The 18,265-nt window shown below is 60.9% G+C and carries 13 protein-coding genes; 8 read left to right on the plus strand and 5 right to left on the minus strand.

Features of this window, described 5'->3' with window-relative positions; all coding sequences use genetic code 11:
* The first annotated feature begins 22 nt into the window (after positions 1–22).
* Both HGK27_RS29765 and HGK27_RS29770 read left to right on the plus strand, forming a co-directional pair.
* The gene (locus tag HGK27_RS29765) at positions 23–1,432 is read left to right on the plus strand and encodes a conjugal transfer protein TraH (protein ID WP_241127964.1); all 1,410 of its coding nucleotides are present in this window, start codon (positions 23–25) and stop codon (positions 1,430–1,432) included.
* Positions 1,433–1,464: 32 nt separating this feature from the next.
* Positions 1,465–4,221, plus strand: coding sequence for a conjugal transfer protein TraG N-terminal domain-containing protein (locus tag HGK27_RS29770; RefSeq protein ID WP_206245748.1), 2,757 nt, complete (start codon positions 1,465–1,467; stop codon positions 4,219–4,221).
* 7 nt (positions 4,222–4,228) lie between these two features.
* On the opposite strand, the gene HGK27_RS29775 is transcribed toward HGK27_RS29770, so the two are convergent.
* Positions 4,229–4,498 (minus strand): hypothetical protein, encoded by a 270-nt coding sequence (locus HGK27_RS29775; RefSeq protein ID WP_206245749.1) that lies wholly within the window; start codon positions 4,496–4,498, stop codon positions 4,229–4,231.
* Between the two features lie 285 nt (positions 4,499–4,783).
* On the opposite strand from HGK27_RS29775, the gene HGK27_RS29780 reads away from it, so the two are divergent.
* On the plus strand, positions 4,784–5,062 hold the full coding sequence (locus tag HGK27_RS29780) for a WGR domain-containing protein (protein ID WP_206245750.1): 279 nt from the start codon (positions 4,784–4,786) through the stop codon (positions 5,060–5,062).
* 1,620 nt (positions 5,063–6,682) lie between these two features.
* Here the strand turns inward: HGK27_RS29780 and HGK27_RS29785 are convergent.
* Positions 6,683–8,098, minus strand: coding sequence for a Shedu immune nuclease family protein (locus tag HGK27_RS29785; protein ID WP_206245751.1), 1,416 nt, complete (start codon positions 8,096–8,098; stop codon positions 6,683–6,685).
* A 38-nt stretch (positions 8,099–8,136) separates the two neighbouring features.
* Complete coding sequence (locus tag HGK27_RS29790) at positions 8,137–10,833, minus strand: TrlF family AAA-like ATPase (protein ID WP_241127966.1); 2,697 nt, start codon at positions 10,831–10,833, stop codon at positions 8,137–8,139.
* A 1,039-nt stretch (positions 10,834–11,872) separates the two neighbouring features.
* Between HGK27_RS29790 and HGK27_RS29795 the strand changes: the two genes are divergently transcribed.
* The 5 genes from HGK27_RS29795 (at position 11,873) to HGK27_RS29815 (ending at position 17,436) form a co-directional block, all read left to right on the plus strand.
* Positions 11,873–12,778, plus strand: coding sequence for an isocitrate lyase/PEP mutase family protein (locus tag HGK27_RS29795; RefSeq protein ID WP_206245752.1), 906 nt, complete (start codon positions 11,873–11,875; stop codon positions 12,776–12,778).
* Between the two features lie 28 nt (positions 12,779–12,806).
* On the plus strand, positions 12,807–14,591 hold the full coding sequence (locus tag HGK27_RS29800) for a thiamine pyrophosphate-requiring protein (protein ID WP_206245753.1): 1,785 nt from the start codon (positions 12,807–12,809) through the stop codon (positions 14,589–14,591).
* Positions 14,592–14,623: 32 nt separating this feature from the next.
* On the plus strand, positions 14,624–15,100 hold the full coding sequence (locus tag HGK27_RS29805) for a hypothetical protein (protein ID WP_206245754.1): 477 nt from the start codon (positions 14,624–14,626) through the stop codon (positions 15,098–15,100).
* Complete coding sequence (locus tag HGK27_RS29810; protein WP_206245755.1) at positions 15,097–16,305, plus strand: zinc-dependent alcohol dehydrogenase; 1,209 nt, start codon at positions 15,097–15,099, stop codon at positions 16,303–16,305. Before HGK27_RS29805 ends, HGK27_RS29810 begins: the two co-directional genes overlap by 4 nt.
* A 132-nt stretch (positions 16,306–16,437) precedes the next feature.
* Positions 16,438–17,436, plus strand: coding sequence for an SDR family oxidoreductase (locus tag HGK27_RS29815; RefSeq protein ID WP_206245756.1), 999 nt, complete (start codon positions 16,438–16,440; stop codon positions 17,434–17,436).
* Between the two features lie 20 nt (positions 17,437–17,456).
* Here HGK27_RS29815 and HGK27_RS31345 read toward each other — a convergent pair whose 3' ends face one another.
* On the minus strand, positions 17,457–17,585 hold the full coding sequence (locus tag HGK27_RS31345; RefSeq protein WP_274617196.1) for a hypothetical protein: 129 nt from the start codon (positions 17,583–17,585) through the stop codon (positions 17,457–17,459).
* Between the two features lie 27 nt (positions 17,586–17,612).
* Positions 17,613–18,242: a DUF4142 domain-containing protein gene (locus tag HGK27_RS29820; RefSeq protein ID WP_241127968.1), complete on the minus strand. Its 630-nt coding sequence runs from the start codon at positions 18,240–18,242 to the stop codon at positions 17,613–17,615.
* Positions 18,243–18,265: the final 23 nt, after the last annotated feature.

Raw genomic sequence — 18,265 nt, forward strand, 5'->3', positions numbered from 1 at the left:
GAATCCGCGCTGGCGAGCACTCGTGCGTGCGATCGGGATCTGGTTGGCTGCGCTGGCGGCCTGCAACATGATCGTGGTCGAGACGGCGCAGGCCGATGTTGGCGGCCAGCTCGATTCCTTTTTCAACACGATGGGGGGCTCTGCCAACGTCACCGGCCCGGTTGCCTATAATGGCCAGCAGGGCGGCTATTATTCCGGAGGCAATCTCTGGGTGCGCTTCCCCGCGCAGCAAACCTATCAGTTGGGCTCCTTGCAGATGCCGGGGGTGAAGGCTGGCTGCGGCGGGATCGACATTTTCACCGGCAGCTTCTCTTTCATCAACACCGACCAGATCGTGGCCGCCATGAAAGCCGCGGCCAATGGCGCGCTGGCTTTCGTCTTCGATCTTGCGATCAATGCGATCTCCTCGCAGATCGGTTCCTCGATCGAGAAGGTGATGCAAAAGCTGCAGCAGTTCACGCAGCACAGCCTCAATGCCTGTCAGGCCGGCGAACAGGTCGCGGCGGGCCTTGCCGGCATGATCGGGGCGCGCGATTCCCATTTTTGCGAGACGATCGGCAACAGCCAGGGCGTGTTTTCCGATTTCGCCTCGGCGAAGCAGGGCTGCGGGACAGGAGGTCAACAGACGCAGACCGTCAATGGCAACAGCGACAAGACGATCCCGACCGGGCCCTACAATTACACCTGGACCATGCTGAACCAGAAATATCCGAGTTTCGACAAGGATTTCAAACAGTACCTCATGAGCCTCGTCGGCACGATCATTTTCCAGCCCGGGACCAGCGACACCCAAGGGCCGACGTTCAAATTTATCGGGCAGGGTGATCCTGCGCTCATCACCATCCTTCTCGATGGCGGGAGCAATGCGCAGGTCTACAGCTGCGACACTAGCGATCAGTGCCTCAATCCGACCCAGACCACGCTGAGCGTGGACACCGGCAAAGCGCTTAAGAACCGGGTGTATAACCTGCTGCTCGACATTCAGGGGCGCATCCAGTCGAACCAGCAGCTCACCTCCGAGGAGATCGGACTGCTCGGCGCCACCACGATCCCGCTCTACAAGATCATGGTGGTGAATTCCGCGGCCAGCTTTGGAGGCATGAACTCGGCCGACCTGTCGCAGCTCTCAGAGATTGCTTCGGTCGATCTGCTCGAAACGCTGGTCCAGCAGTTCTACAAAATGGTGACCGATGGCCAATCCTCCTTCCAGAACGCCGATCCCACGACGCTCAAGCAATGGCAGGATCAGCTCAGCAGCGTGACGCGCACGCTCGACAGCCAGACGATGCATAACAGTGAGCGGCTGACCCGCACCGAGCAGATCCTGGAGCGAACGGTCAGGGTCGAGAGCACGCTGCGCAACACCATGTCGCCCCAGATGAGCGCGGCGCTCCAATTCCAGAAGTCGCTCAGCCAGCATCCCCTTCAGTGAGAGCCGCCCGCGGCCCCAGCGAGATTTGACCCATGACGCTCAACGTCATCACCGCCGGCGGCGGGCAGTATATCGTCAATGTCCTCAATGCCGTGGCGGCATGGTGCGGGGGCGGCGGGTTTCGCTCGATGCTGCAGGTGATGATGGTGATGGGGCTCGCCTATTGCCTCATCATCATGGCGCTCTCACTCAACTGGCGGGTGCTCTTCAACTGGTTCATCACCGCCAGCCTCATGTATATGTGCATGATCGTGCCCACGACCACGATCGTCGTGCAGGACCGGATCAACCCCTCTGTCGGCAATGGCTCGGTGGCCAATGTGCCGATCGGCCTGGGGCTGATCGCGTCCTTCAGCAGCCAGATCAACGACTGGCTGACCCAGACCGCCCAGAGCGTTTTCACGATGCCCTCGGCGCTGCAGTACACCAGCGGCGGGATGATCTATCCCACGCGGCTCAATGACCTGACGCAGCAGTTCGTGATCACCGATCCGATCATGAAGGCCAACACCGAGAACTATCTCCAGCAATGCACCTTCTATGACATCCTGCTCGGGCAGGGGAATGGCTGGGGCACGCTTGCGGGTTCGCCTGATCTCCTGAGCGCAATTGGGCCGGGCTCGGCGGCGCGCTCCACGCCATGGATCCCGGCGGCGGGCGGGACATCCTCGATCATCGGGTGCCAGACGGCCTATCAGAAACTGGTCCAGCAATATCCCGCGATGGCGACGGCCGCCTTCAAATCGACGGCGCCTGCCTTTTACCCGAACCTTTCGCAGAGCGCCGCGATCAACCAGCTTCAGAACGATCTGCCCGTGATGGCTCAGACCTTCTATGGCACCTCGGCGACCTCACAGATGGTGTTCCAGCAGCGCTCGCTGGTGAACGCCTTCCTTGAGGCAAGGGCCAACTTCGGGGCGGGCGGGGGTGACACCTTCGCCGCGCTTCATGCCGATATTCAGGCGCAGAACAGCTATATCTCGGCGGCGCGGCAGGCGATGACCTGGGTGCCGGTGCTCAATCTGGTGCTGACCATCGTTTTTTACGCCATGTTTCCGGTGATCTTCCCGTTGTTCCTGTTTCCGACAACCGGCGTGGCCACCATGAAGGGCTATCTGGCGGGCTTCTTCTATCTCGCCTCCTGGGGGCCGATCTATGCGGTCCTTCATATGTTCATCACGCAATATTCCGCGACCCAGCTCAATGCGCTCGCGCCCGGCGGCATGACCATGTCCACCATGGGCGGCATCGATGCGATCGACCAGAATATGCAGATGCTGGCCGGCTATCTGCTCATGTTTGTGCCGGTGCTGGCTGGAGGTATGGCTAAGGGCGCCATGTCGATCGCCCAGAGTACCGGACATATGCTGGCGCCGGCGATGCAGGCGGCCGAGACAGCGGCGGCAGAGCGGACCACCGGCAATTACAGCTATGGCAATGAGCATGCCCAGAACCGGACATCGAACCAGGTCAACACGGCGCCGACGATGAACCTGGCCGAGAGCTCGACGCCGCAGGTGAATATGCGGCGTGCCGATGGCACGGTGGCCACCACCATGGCCGATGGCTCGATGGTCTATGACAGCCGGGCCGCGAGCAGCCATCTGCCGTTTACCGCTGCTGAGGTGAGGGGGGTGTCGAGCAACCTCCAGCAGACCGGTGCCGAGTTCCACGCGCGCGCCAATCAGATCCGGGAATCCTCCAGCGAGCGCTGGAGCCAAGGGATGCGGCAGCTTGAGTCCATGTCGAGCGGCTCAAGGTCGGCCGCCGGCAGTGAGGGAGCCTTCGGCGCGCAAGGGGCCAATTCAACGACCCATGCCTTCCGAACCGGGGATGAGGTCAGGGATACGACGGGCACGAGCCGGACGATCACATCCACGGCTTCGGAGGGCAAATCCGCCGGGACCACGGGAACCACTTCTGTCGGAGGGAAGGCATCCCTTGGTGTCGGTGGTGATCTCGGCACACCAGGTAAAGGTATCTTGGGCTCGGGTGTCAAAGGGAAGGCAGACGCAGGGATTAGCGCTGGTTACCAAAAACAATGGGCCCATGGTGATAACGCAGCACAAACCAACAGCGATGCCCAGAGTGCTTCTGACAGCCGCAACGCAGCCCATTATCGTGCTAACGGGGAAGACGTAACCCTTACGGATGGGGGATATTGGCGGAACGGCAATTTCCATCGTGTCGAGAATTTTGGCGAGAAGCGTCACGCGATCGAGAAGGATTTCTCTGCAGCCCAGTCGCTGGAGCGGCAAGCATCGCAGAGTGATGATACCGGCACGCGGCTTGAACGCATCGCAAGCATCTCTCAGAGCAATGGATGGCAGCTCTCGGACGATATGAGCCAGGTGATTGCGAGCCGCTACGATCAGATGGCGCGCTCACCCGAGTTTCGTGATCTTGGTGCGCCGGCCCTGACCAAAACAGACGTTTCTGCGCATCAGCGAGAGGTTCGCTCGATGATTGTCAGTCGAGTGCTTCAAGATTACGCCGCCAGCGACATCAGTGCAGTCCAGGCGCAGATCAAAGATCCGATTTCAGAGAGGGGCTCTGTGCATGGACCTGGTGCGATTCATGTGCCCGCACACATGCCGTCCATGCCGACTGGCATGCCATCCGTTGCTGGGGCAACCGGTGGCACACCGGGTCAGCAGGCTGCCCAAGACACAATCGCGGCGGGCAAGCGCGCCACGGCGACCCAATCTGCGCAAGTGAAGGGCGTTTTCTTCAATCGATCGACCGAAGCCACGAAGGAGGATGAAGCGATCAAGCGAAGGGTCGATTAATCGCAAATCATACGTATTTGACGGTGCAAACAGCCCAGACGGTTACGATCGCTACTGCGATGATCACGAAGAACGCCGGGACGCCCCATGTGTTGATCTGCTTCTGCACGCGGATGGCCTTGGGTGTCTTCATATAATCCGGGATCAGCTCGTACTCCATCGCGAGCATCCGTTCAGCTGCCGAACCGCGAAAGCCGTCAGTCTTTTGTGCTTCGACCTGCTCCGAAAGGCGTTGAACCTCGGCCTTGAGGGCTGCGATCTCGTCCTGGGTGTTCATGACGGCACCAAGCTAATCCTTTCCACGGCTTGATCGCATATTTTAGAACGAAACGCAAACGAACTGAAGGCCTCGTATATATTCGGGACCCGTACATGCTCACATGGCTGCTGGTAGCCGCGATACTGCTCTGACGTCAGATCGGGGAGGGGGGTGCTTCATATCGATGGCATGCGGATAGGTACGGTTTTCGGACAGATGTAATTGGTTGCGTGAATCAGTCCGGCGTCTCTGATTCAAAATCCTTGTTGGACGCGATGGCCCAAGGGGAGCGATATTTCGGCTATGACCCTGACCAACGATCTTTTCGAGCATCGCCGGATCAGCTTGCGGGCGATTGATCCCGCGCGGAACATGGCGCGGCATTATGCCATCGACACCAGTCGCGATCTCTTTGGCGCCATCATAGTTGATTACCGCTGGGGACGGATCGGTACGCGGGGGCAGCACCGGCAGGCTGTGTTCGAGGTGGAGGCCGACGCGGAGCATTTCATTGCGGGTTTATTGAAGCGGCGGAGCAGGTCCACACGGCGTCTCGGCGTGGCATATCTACCCTACCAATAAGCTGCAAGGACCGCAGCGACAGAGGCTTGCGTAAATCGCAATCATGGCGTCCTCATTCGCATTTGCCAAATAAATGCTGCAATGCAAAGAAAGCCCTGCCTTTCAGGCATCCTCTCCCAAACTTTCAAGGCCCGGCTTTCGCCGGGCTTTTTTGTCGACCGTCGACAAGCCAGTTTGCTGGCATGGCGCAGGTGCGCAACAATTCCACGGCGCTGGACACAAAAAACTCGGATCAGTTATCGATCGTTATGAAAAGCCGATCCTGTTTCCGAAAGAGAATAATTTTCACTCCCCTCTAGATGTCGGAAAACAAGGTAAAAAATAGTATCACGCCAAGAAATATCGCTGCTATTTCAAAAAACAAATCGTTTGCAAGGCAGGGCGTGCATTTTCATCGGCTAACCGTTCATCTGATGTGCAGGCTTCCCGTGCGAAACAATAGTCACTACGGAAGATTGGCCAAATCACTGAGAGAAAGGGGGATGAAATCATGAAAAAATCTCTTGTAGGTTTCTTGGGTTTGACTTCTTGCTTTGGCACTGCAACCTTTGTGGTTGCCCAAACGCAACCGCTCTTAACACCCGCATGGAGGGCCAACACACTAGTCGTTCTTGTTGACTCCACTGGTTCCAACCTAAATTACAGGTGTTCTGGAGTGATCCATGGATTTGGCGGAGGTGCCCAAGTTGATGCGCCGTTCGACGCGTATGTCACCAGCGGGGGCTCGAACCGTGAACTCGCGTCTTTCACGATCAACGGTCACGGGCCGTTTCAGTCGGCTACGATTTCCAATCAGGTTTGCTCACAGAGCAATTAAATGGACGTTTCAATCTCGATTTGGGCTACGACTGATTTAACTCTTGACGAAGTTCTCGATAACGGCCGTTCTGAAGAAAAACATCAAAATTAATCTGATGTATGGTGGGTCTTCCGTCGGCGTCATTGAGGCAAAATTTCCAATGAATCGGAAATATATATTATCCTATATGATTACCTAAAGAATTGGGGGTATTTATGAGGGGTATTGTTTCACAAATCGCGAAAAAATCCATTTTTTTGATAGGACTTACTCTATTTTCCAATACATCTTTCGCACAGGTGCCAATCGCACAAGATCAGAGACTTGTGCGGTCAACAGGCATTGATGTAGGCAAAGCCTGTGGCTTCGGTCCTCTAGGATCACCGGGCGGCTGTCCTGCTGGCGAAAATCGATCCTGTGGTGACGGTGTTGTGGTCTGTGAAACTGTCAGTGTCACTATTCCATCCAACGTGTCGATAAACCGGATACTAATTCAAGTCACCGGGGACAATGGAGATTGGCAGGACGGCGCACCGGGTTGGAGTGCATGGGTTGAAAAGACCGACGTAACCGTCCCTTATCGAGGCCGAGTGATAACTGCCACACTGAAGAATTGGAGTGAAAATCACGAACACTCCATTCGGATTATAGTTTATTGATCGTTCTTTTTAAACGGAAAGTTTTATCATCCTGCGCACTGTCAGCAAGGTATGCTTGCAATCCATCACCGACCACGACCTGACGCTGCGGTCGATCGGGCGAGTGGATATCAGGATCACGCAGGGACGGGGTGAAGGCGCTACCAGGGTTACTGGCTATCATTAGCTCCAAGGGGCGGGCTTGGGAGGCTCGACTTTCGCACCGAGCGCTGCGCGAATCTCGCACAACCGTCCGAGCAGTTCGTCGAACGTGATCACCGATACTCCGGTCATAGTGCCTCGAATTAGTTCGAGAGAGCGGCGCTGCGAACCGCTCCTCGGCGTCCGCCCAGCGACGATGATGCAGCGAATGCCATTGTCCTGAATGTCGCCCCGCCCCGGCTCGTCCTTCAGCATCGGCAACTCACGTTGCAGCTTGACCCGTTGATCTAGCACTTGGGCAATCGTCCCGGAGAGCTCTGCCGAGGCCGCGTACACCTCAGGGCGATACGGTTTTGCGCCGAGCAGTTCCGTCGCCGGTCGCTTGATCTCCACGATCGCTAAGTTGCCGGTCGAGGCCGACGCCACGAGAAAATCGATGACCGATCCGCCGCGCCCGTTCAAACGTTTCCCGCCGACATAGGCCTGCTCCTCGACCACGATCGCGGGCACCGCGAAGGCGAGGCTGAGGATGAACGGGTTCTGCGTCAGGAAAGTCTGCCATTTGGCCTCGGGCAGCGGCTTGTCGAGCATTTCAGCAAACCGTGCGATTAGTTGCTCGAGAGTCACTTCCTCGATTTCGGTCCTGAGCGACAGCAGCGCGTCCGGTTCGGCCTCGGCCAATGCCGCCAGGTTCGAGCGGACCAAACCGACAGTCGCGCTGCGGTCCCGCTTGGACAGGGTGACTCGGTCGCGACCGCCGCCGGTCGCATCGGCGATCGCGTCGGCGCGCAGCGTCTTCTTCAACCGAGGAAACTTCACCGGGTCGGCTGCGTGGAGCAGTTCGTGGTAGGCATGGAGTTGCTTGTCGCGCCGCGCCTCGCGCTGGTAGCGCGTGCTGATCCGGTTAATCTCCTTGCGCATCTCATGGAAGTGGCGGATGCCCAGTGTGAACGACGATCCGACCAGTGTCGTCTCATGACCGCCATGCACGATTAGCAATTTGACATGGCCCTGAGCTTCGAGCGTCTCGCAGATTGAGCGATATTCCCAAAGCAATCCGAGGCCCAGCCTGAAGTCCTTTGCGAAGCCATCGGGTAACAGTTCGAGAAGCCCCTCGACCTCCTCTATGGTGGTCGGGATTGGATAGGGGTGGTCTATCCGCCGGCCGAGCGCGATCGTATCGAGATTCCCATAGCGCGGCTTCAGATAGTCCGGGCTGTCGGGGCGAACGTTGAGCGGGTAGATCTGCAACAGGTCCGGCGACACCCTGAGAAGCCGTTCGACCGGGTAGTGGCCGATGCGTTCGGCGGGCGGCGTGTCGGTGAAGAGCACGTCGACACTGAAGCCTTCGTGCTCCTCGTTCGTCTCGATGATCAGGAAGGGGCCGCCGTCCGCGCGCGCGCGTTGGTTGAAGACCGAAGGGCGCACCGACGGCATCCTAGCGCGCTCCCGAATCGCGTGCGGTGGTGCACATGTCAGCCACCCCGGGCGATCCCATAAACCGCTGCTCGCCGGTCGAACGCTTCGCGCGAACCTTCGAGGATGTTGCAGGCAGCCTCGCAAGTCGGCGGGTGATCGATCGACCCACGAGTGACGACCGTCGCCTTCTCCGCTGTCGCTTTAAGCGCCACGATCAGCTCGGCATCGCCCAGCACCGCGATATTGGCATTATGGGTGACGACGATCACCTGCCGGCGCTCCTTGGCCGCACGGATCACCGGCACCAACGTTTTATAGATGAACTCACTGTCGAGATTATCTTCCGGCTGATCGACAATAAGCGGCGCCCGGCTCTCACTGGTGAGCATTAGCGCGAGCAATACCGACTGCTGCTGGCCGAGCGACAGCTTCTTGAAATCGCGCGGGACGAACTTGGACATCCCGCCGATGCCCGGCATTTTCTTCGTGACGTTGAGCTTGGGCTGGTCATGGACGGCAACGGTTTCGAGCTGACTCAGCAGTTCGGGGGCGCTGATCCTATCGAGCAAAAGCTCAGCCTCGTTCTGCGCAAAAACTGCCTGCTTCGGCTCTGCGTTGCGGAGCGCAGTAATCGGCTTGGTGTCGCGCTTGCGCAGGCATTCGAGCAGGACGGGGAGGGTGAGCTCGTTGATGAGTGCCCGCGCTTTCAGGTGTTGAAGAGTCCGCCACCCCATCGCGTCGATGATCAGTCGCTCCGCGTCGGGCGCGAGCGCGCTTTCGTCAAACTTCAGCGTGACGAACAGATCCGACAGCGTCCCCTTGAGCGCTTCAGACGCGCGGATCGCGAATGCCTGGCGGTGTCTAGCCACGATCTGCCGGGCGGCCCAGCGGCGCTTCAGAAGGTCGGCATGCTCCTTACGCAGTCGCGCGAGTTCCGGAACCCAGGTCTTGAGGTTTTTGACATTTTCGCGCGCAGTCGCCTCATCGGAAACCAGCTTCTGAATGAAGGGCATATCGAGCCGGATGCCGTGCTTGAGGAGCTCCTGCTTTTTCTGTTCGATCTGGGTCTGGGTCGCCGTCTCCTTCGCACGCCATGCGATGATCTGCGCCTTCACGTCCGCAACATAGTCTGCGGTCACCTTCTTGAGCGCGTCAGTCGATCCCGTTACGGCCGTCTCATAGGTGCCGGTATCGGTCGCGATCTTCGTTGCCTCGGGCGCGCCAAGCTCAATCTCATGATCGGCGACCGACGCCCGAATGTCAGCGGTGATCGTCGTGATTGCCTCGCTCGTCACGGCAACGCCCAACTTCGCAAGTGCAGTCTCGATCGCGGTGCGTGCCCGCTTCTCGCTAACGAGCTGCTGCTGGAGCTTGATTACCTCCACGCCTTTACCGTCGCGCAGGCGCTGGAGCTGGTCGCTTTTGAGCTTCAGCTCTTTTTCTCGCTCCGGGATACGCGCAACGTTTCCAGCGGCCTTGGTGATCTTGGGTGCAAGCTCGCCTAGTTCCTCGCGGATCGCATCCTCGGTGTCGATCTCCTTCTCAACCTGGATGAGCTTGTCGAGGAATGTGAGGAGTGCGAGCGGATCGTCCTGCACCCTCTTGCTGATCTCGTTGGTTGCGCCCTGACGATAGCTTTCGATGGGGAAAACGGAAGCACCGCTCGCCGGCTCCTCGAGATTTTCGACATCGCCGAATTTGCTGCGACCGAGGTTATGCTGCTGGCCTGTCTCATCGACATAGCAAAGCGAGACGATGTTCGGCCATACGTCGCTGTCGATCACCGTCACATCTGCACTCGGCGGTCCCCCGAGCAGGCACACACTTTCGAACATGGTCGATTTACCGCTGCCGCGGCCGCCGATGATGCAGGTGAGGTTCGAGCTGAAATTGATTGCTTCGCCATCAAGGAACGAGCCCTGGAATTGCACTGCCTGAACCACTGGCACGATCGCGGGAAGACCTTCCTCGATCCGCACGCGCGTGTCGGCGGTCTCCAGAGCCAGCCGCAGGCCCTCGAAACTTGGCGTCTCCATCTTGAAACGGGTGATGCGCTGATCACGATTGGCGTTCCGACCGACAGCGTTGAGGGTATGCGCGTCACTGTTGAGGATTCGCGCGAGATACTGCTCGGAACCCAGCCCCAGGCGTCTGATTCGCTCAAGCGCGACCTTCCGGCGATCGGCATCCGTGTCGCGACCGTCATAGAGTATCGGGCAGTCTGCCTTTGTCACCTCGATGCCCTGAAGTGCTGGATGACACAGGATGTCGAACTTGGCCGGGGTGAAGCGCGCGACGTTCGACTCGAAGGCCCCGTCCAACTCGATATGCGCGATAACGCCAAAGCCACCTTCCGCTGCGAGAAGGTCTAGGCATTGAAGCATTCCAGTCTGGCAGCGGCATTGGCTGGTGCGCCGGTCCGCAACTTGAAGCCTGTTGAAGAACCGCTCTAGCGCGTCAGCTGTGGGCGCGTAGCAGAGCAGATGCCCCTCCGGCGTCGAGAGTTCGACGCCGGGGACAACGAACACGCCGGCGGCTCGACCAGCCTCGATCGCGGCGGCTACATTCGAGATCTCATTGTGATCGGTCAGCGCTACAATCGAAAGACCTTCGGATTGCGCAGTATCCACGATAGCCGCCGGGGTAGCCGTCGGATCCTTGACGTCGTGCGACGCACCGTAACTGTGGATGTGCAAGTCGCCGCGAAAAAATTTGGCTCCGCTGCTCAATGCCGCAAGTGCTTCGACAACCACGCATCCCCCTGTCTGCTCTCTCGTGCCCGAGGCAATGTTATAAGCATGGAATCCTGCGAAGTCATTGACCCGCAGTCTTTTGAGTCTGATTCTTTCGCTTACACCGATTCCGACCTCCACCTCGTGCTGGCTTGATGCTAAGCTTGCCAAAATTAGACAGTTGGAAATCGGACCGCACTCTGCCGTTCTGCGAAGCCGGCCACGCGCTAAGTAAATGACGGCTATTTGCACGGCCTGTCGTTCGGGATGCCATTCAGGAATGGCAGCAAACCCCAACCCAAGTGGATCAAACCCTGCGGGAGGCCGATGAATGTTGGGAAGGAAGCAGAGATGCCTTCCAAGGCAGTGAGCGGCAGTTTTGTAAGTGTGGATGGGCATAACTTCGCGTTAGTTAGGCTCGGGGCGATTAACGGCGCAGCCGCTGCACCGCTAGTTTCCACTCCGTTTCGTCTTTTGGGCCAAAGGTTACGGTTGGCACGTCGTTGGTTGCAGCGAACCGTGTAGGGCGGCTCTGGCAGAGGCCGCATCTTAGGTGGCTTCCGATTGCGTTTAGGGTTCCGTCCCACCGGTTTAACGCAAACCAGCGCCAGATGACAGGCCCATCGAAGACCCTACCGTGGCCACAATTGCTGCACTCCACATGGAGGTTCAACGCGTGAAGGCGCAGATCATCAAGCCTGTTGATCTCGGGTTTCATAAGGAACATATAGGGGGTGGGTTCGACTTTGTGAAGCGAGATCAGCCGCCCTGAAATGCGCTCAGACGACAACCTGAAAGGCGCGGATAATATTCATTATGTTGTATTCGAGGCACACAGCCACATAATCAGTCAGCATGTGCCATGGCCTCCGCTGCTGTAAGCGGGCAGAAAAGGGTCACTGCCCAAGCTAACTCGACCCTGCGCCACCGGATCGACGTCACACCGCAGCGGCGCCGGACCCGTTCATCGCTTTGACGCCCATGGCAGCGCGGGCGGGGGGAACCATCGTGGCAGGCCATGCTTCCATCGCGCAATGCTGCGGCTAGGCGAGAAACCAACATGCAGGAGCCCGAACTGGACATCCCCGCTGTGCGGCGGGGAAGGAGAAGCTGGCAGAAGCTGCTGGAAGGCGAGGGCTTGCTGCAACTTCCCGCTGCTCACGATGCGCTGACGGCCAAACTGATCGAACGTGCCGGGTTTCCCGCCTATCAGGTCGGTGGCTTTGCGCTGGTCGGGGCGCGTTACGGACGTCCCGATGTCGATCTGGAACATTTCGGCGAAAAGAACCGCGCGGTTCAGGATGTGATCGACGGCTGCGCGCTGCCCGTGCTGGTCGATGGCGATGATGGCTATGGCGATGCCAAGAATGTCACCCGGACGGTGCGCGGCTATGAGGCGCTGGGCGCATCGGCCATTTTCCTTGAGGACCAGACCGCGCCCAAGCGCTGTGGCCACATGGCCGGCAAATCGGTTATCCCGCGCAAGGATATGGTGGCGAAGATCCGGGCCGCCGTCTCCGCGCGCCAGAACGATGACACCTTCATCCTCGCCCGCACGGATGCGATCGCACCGGAAGGTGTAGAGAGCGCTATCGCCCGCGCGCAGGCCTATCTCGATGCGGGCGCGCATGGCGCCTACGTCGAAGGGCCCATTTCGGTCCAGCAGCTTGAGCGGGTCGGCAAAGCCCTGCACGACGCGCCTCTGGCCACCAGCGTGCTGGAGCGGGGCGGCGTCACGCCCTGGCTCTCGCCGGAGGATTTCCGGCAGATGGGCTTCTCGATGATCCTCTATCCTACGAGCGTGCTGTTCCAGATCGCCCGCGCCAGCGCGCGGGCCCTGGCCAATCTGCGCGCCGGTCGGCCGCTGGACCCGGATGCCAGCATCGACATGCAGGCCTTCGAGGATCTGGTCGACCTACCGCAATGGGCAAAGATCGAGAGCGTGTTTCCGGTCGGGCAAGACTAAAGCCGCGGCCCCCAAGGAGTTCGAGACGATGAGCGAGATGACCAGCGATTTCTTCGTCCAGCGGCTCAAAGCGTGGGGCGTGACGCGCATTTATGGCTATGCGGGCGATGGCATCAACGGTGTGCTGGGCGCTCTCCAGCGGGCCGAAACGGAGGGGGAGGGGATCGAGTTCATCCAGGTCCGCCATGAGGAAATGGCGGCCTTCATGGCCACGGCCCATGCCAAATTCACAGGTGAGCTTGGGGTGTGCCTGTCCACCGGCGGGCCGGGCGCGACGCATCTCATCACCGGGCTCTATGATGCCCAGCTTGACCATGTGCCGGTGCTGGCCATAGCCGGGCAGGCGGAAACCACGGTGCGCGGGGCCAGCTATCAGCAGGAGCTCAACCTCGACCGCATGTTTTCCGATGTGGCGGCCTATGTGCAGGAGGTTTCGGCCCCGGCGCAGGCGCGTCATGTGACGGACCGGGCCATCCGCATTGCCATCGCCGGGCGCGAGGTCTCGGTGGTCATCCTGCCCAAGGATGTGCAGGACACGCCCTATGAGGCGCCCGCGCAGAAGCATGGCTTCACCCGGTCGGGAACCGGCTATTCGGTGCCCTCGGTGGTGCCGAAGGCGGGCGATCTCGAACGCGCGGCCGACATCCTCAACGCCGGCGGCAAGGTGGCCATCCTGATCGGCGCGGGCGCACGCGGCGCGGCGCCCGAGATCATCGAGACGGCGCGCGTGCTGGGGGCAGGGGTGGCCAAGGCGCTGTTGGGCAAGGATGTGCTGCCCGACGACCTGCCCTTAGTCACCGGCGCCATCGGACTGCTGGGGACGAAGCCCTCCTCGGACATGATGACGGAATGCGACACGCTGCTGCTGATCGGCACCGGCTTTCCCTGGGCGGAGTTCCTCCCCAAGGACGGTCAGGCCCGCGCCGTCCAGATCGATCTCAGCCCGGCCATGCTGGGCCTGCGCTATCCAGTCGATGTGAACCTGCATGGCGATGCCGCCGAGACATTGCGCGCCCTGTTGCCTCTGCTCCATCGCAAGGAGGATCGTGGCTGGCAGGACGAGATCGAGAAAGGCGTCATTGCCTGGTGGAAGGTGCTCGAGGAACGCGCCATGGCGGCGGCCAATCCGGTCAATCCGCAGCGCGTCGTCTGGGAAATGTCGCCACGCCTGCCTGCCGATGCCATCGTGACCTCGGACTCCGGGTCCTGCGCCAACTGGTATGCGCGAGACTATCGCGTCAAGGCGGGCCAGCGTGCTTCGCTGTCGGGTGGGCTCGCCTCGATGGGCGCGGCGGTGCCTTATGCCATCGCCGCCAAGTTTGCCCATCCCTTGCGGCCTGTCGTGGCGCTGGTAGGCGACGGGGCGATGCAGATGAACAATCTGGCCGAACTCATCACCGTGCAGAAATACTGGCGCCGCTGGGCCGATCCGCGCTTCGTGGTTTGCGTGTTCAACAACGGCGACCTCAATGAGGTGACCTGGGAACAGCGGGTGATGGAGGGCAATCCGCGCTTCCCCACCACCCAGGACATTCCCGATGTGCGCTATGCGCGCTTTGCCGAAATGCTGGGCCTTGGCGGCATCTATGTGAACAATCCCGAGCAACTGGGCGCGGCATGGCAGGCGGCCCTGACCGCCGACCGCCCAACGGTGATCGAGGTCAAGACCGATCCTGAGGTCGCGCCTTTTCCGCCGCATCTGACGCTGGAACAAGCCAAGGGTTTCATGAGCGCCATGGTCAAGGGCGACAAGGGGATCGGCGCGGTGATCGCCGACACCGCGCGCCAACTCATCAATGAGGTCAAAGGGTGAGCCGCGCGCCCTACTCGAAAGGAAACGCCATCATGAGCAGGCCCCATGTTGCAGGCGCCGTGGCCGGCGGTCTGGTCGCCGGTCTGGCGATCACCGCCATGTTGATCGCCGGCGAACGCAATAGCGGGACGGCATCCGAACTGACCCAGCTCGAGCGGGTGAGCGCGGAAAAGCTCAAGCTCGCCACCCCGCTGCCGGGCGCTCTGCCATCGGCGCGGGAGCAGGCTTTGGTGCAGGGCGGGCATCTTGCCCTGTCGGCTCTGGCCGGTGCGGCCTATGCCGCGACCGTCGACGAAGACGCACCGATTGTGGCGAGCGGCATAGGCTTCGGCCTGGCCTTCTACGCGCTGGCGCATTGGATCGCCGGTCCCTTGCTGGGCGTGAAGGCGCCGGAGTGGACCTCGGCCCGCAAGGTCATCGCCATGCACACGCTCAACCATATCGGCTTCGGCCTGCTCACCGCGCTCGGCGCCCATGCATCACGCATCCGAAAGGAGATTGCACAATGAAGGCCGTTGTCTTCCACGCCATTGGCGACATCCGCATCGAGGACGTGCCCGAGCCCGCAATCGAGGCCCCGACCGATGCCATCGTCCGGCTGACCGCCAGCGCCATTTGCGGCACCGACCTGCATTTCGTGCGCGGCACCTTCAGCGGACTCGACAAGGGCCAGATCCTGGGTCACGAGGGCGTCGGCATCGTCGAGAGCCTTGGCGAAGGCGTGGCCTCGATCAAGGTCGGCCAGCGGGTGATTATCCCCTCGACGATCGGCTGCGGCCATTGTCAATATTGCGACCAGCAGTTCTACGCCCAATGTGACAACGCCAACCCCGGCGGCAAGCTGGCCGGGACGGCCTTCTTCGGCGGCCCAGCGGCGGCGGGCGGCTACAAGGGCCTGCAGGCTGAAAAGGCGCGCGTCCCCTGGGCTGACACCAACCTCGTGCCGGTCCCGGACGAGATCAGCGACGATCAGGCGATCCTGATGAGCGACATTCTCCCCACCGCGTGGTTCGGCGCCGATCTTGCCGACATCGAACAGGGCGACGATGTCGTTGTCTTCGGCTGCGGGCCGGTCGGGCAACTGGCCATTGCCTCGGCAATGGTGATGGGTGGCAGGGTCATTGCGGTCGACCGGCTGCCCGACCGGCTCGACATGGCGCGGCGACAGGGTGCGCAGACGATCAACTTTGATGAGGTCGATCCGGTAGAGGCCATTCGCGCGCTGACCGGCGGCGATGGCGCGCGCCGGATCATCGACGCCGTCGGCATCGACGCGCAGCACGCCCACGACGGTCCCGCTGAACCCGGCTTGCCGGGCAAGCTGGCCGATGCGGTGGAGCAGCGGCTGATCGAGCCGGCCGTCAAGACGCTGGGCCGTCACTTCATCGGCGGAGACGGGCCGACGCAGGTGTCCAGATGGGCGGTCGAGGCCATTGCCAAGGGTGGCACGCTGGCGATCATCGGCGTCTATCCGCCGAGTGACACGCATTTCCCGATCGGTCAGGCGATGAACAAGAATATCACCATCCGCATGGGCAATTGCAACCATCGCCGCTATTACGATGTGCTGATCGATCACGTTCGCTCAGGGCGGCTCGACCCCACGAAAATCCTGACCCAGACCGAGCCGATGACAGGCGCCATCGAGGCCTACGAAGCCTTCGACGCGCGGCAACCGGGCTGGATGAAGGTGGAACTGGAACCCTCGGCATGATTGGGCAGGACCGGGGGGCGTCGCATCGACGGCGTGACGTCGATCCTGATGCGGCGACGACAGTGGAGCGATGAACCTCCCCGCTTTTCAACCATTGGTCCGATGTATCCTGCAAATCTGGCGAGGCTGATCATGGGCGATGATACTCTTTCCGGCCCCTCACGTCGCGAGGTCCTGGGTGCAACCGCCGTCGGCCTCGCCGTCGCCTCGGCAAGTCCTGCCTTCGCGCAGGACAAGCATGCGCCGGGCGAACCGACCAGCGAGCGCTCCGAGGCCTACCCGAAACCTCCCTTCGCTCGCCAGCAACAGCCTTGGCCGGGACTTGCCTCGCGCATGATGCCGCGGCCCGACCATGGCGAGACCAGCTATAAGGGCTCGGGGCGCCTCGTCGGGCGCCGCGCGCTCATCACCGGCGGCGACAGCGGCATGGGACGGGCCGCCGCCATCGCCTTTGCCCGCGAGGGCGCCGATGTCGCCATCGGCTATCTGCCGCCTGAACAGTCCGATGCGGAAGACGTCGCCGCGTTGATCCGGCAGGCGGGTCGCAAGGCGGTGCTGCTGCCCGGCGACATCCGCTCGCCCGATTTCTGCCGCAAACTGGTCGCTGACGCGGTGGCGGGGCTTGGCGGGCTCGACATTCTGGTCAACAATGCCGCGCGGCAGGTCAGCCGGGGCTCGATCCTCGATATCGAGGAGCAGGACTTCGACGACACGTTCAAGACCAACATCTATGCCAATTTCTGGATCACCAAGGCGGCCGTTCCGCATCTGGGGCCGGGGTCGGCGATCATCAACACCACCTCGGTCAACGCTTATGATCCGGGCGAAAACATCATCGATTATGCCGCGACCAAGGGCGCCATCATGATCTGGACCAAGGGGCTGGCCAAGCAGCTGGCCAAGAAAGGTATCCGCGTCAACGGCGTGGCGCCGGGACCCGTCTGGACGCCGCTGCAAGTGACCGGCGGACAGACGCAGGACAAGCTCGTCACCTTCGGCGAGGACACGCCCATGGGGCGCCCGGGCCAGCCTGGTGAACTGGCCCCGCTCTATGTTGCGCTGGCTGATCCGATGCTCAGCTACACCACGGGACAGATCTTCGGCGCCGTGGGTGGGAATGGCGGGCCGTGACGCCCGCCCTATCTGCCTGATTACCCCTTGTCCTCATCGGAAGCATGCTTGGGTTCAGTCGCAGGCTTGGGCGGCTTGCCATCCTTGTCCGAGGGGCGAACCATCTCGTTTTCGACCTCACGATTGTTGGGCCGGTCCTTGTCGTCCATCGATGCCTCCTGTGCCGGGTTTCGCGTTTAGCCGCTCATCTTGTCGAGCATGGCGATATGATGCTCGACCACCGGTACGATCTTGCCGGCGACGATCTTGAGCTGCGGCGTGTCGCCATTGGCGGCATAGTTTTTGTGCAAGGCCAGCGCGGCGGCATGAGCGTCGCGCTGCGCCCCTTGATAGACGTGATCAGCATCCTTGCCCTTGGCGGCCTTGATCGCATCCAGGCTTTGCTGCTGGTCGGGCATCAGATGCGGAGCCGGTGCGGCGATCCCGGCCGCCTTGGCCGCTCTCTTGAGCATGGTCGTCGACTCTTCGTGATCCGCGATCATCGTCTTGGCGAATGTTTCGACACTCGGATCCTGTGTCGTTTTGAGCACGGCGCGCGAGGCTTCGATCTCGAACAGATCAGCCGCTCCCGCCTTGGCCAGATAGGTTGCCGCAGTGTTGCCTGGCACGTCGGCGGCGCGCACATCCGAGGCCGCGTCTGATGACGTAAGCGTCGGCACCCCATCGGCAGGAGCGACTGAGTTTGTCGAGTCCGCAGCCATGGCCTCGTCACTGGAGGCGGCGGCCTGCGCCGTCTCAGGGGCCTTATGGCATGCGGAAAGGACCAGTGCAGGCAACGCCAGCCAATACAACTTGTTCACGGTCACATTTTCCTTCCGCCCCTATCGAC

It is taken from the genome of Novosphingobium terrae, assembly GCF_017163935.1.
GTDB classification, from domain to species: Bacteria; Pseudomonadota; Alphaproteobacteria; order Sphingomonadales; family Sphingomonadaceae; genus Novosphingobium; species Novosphingobium terrae.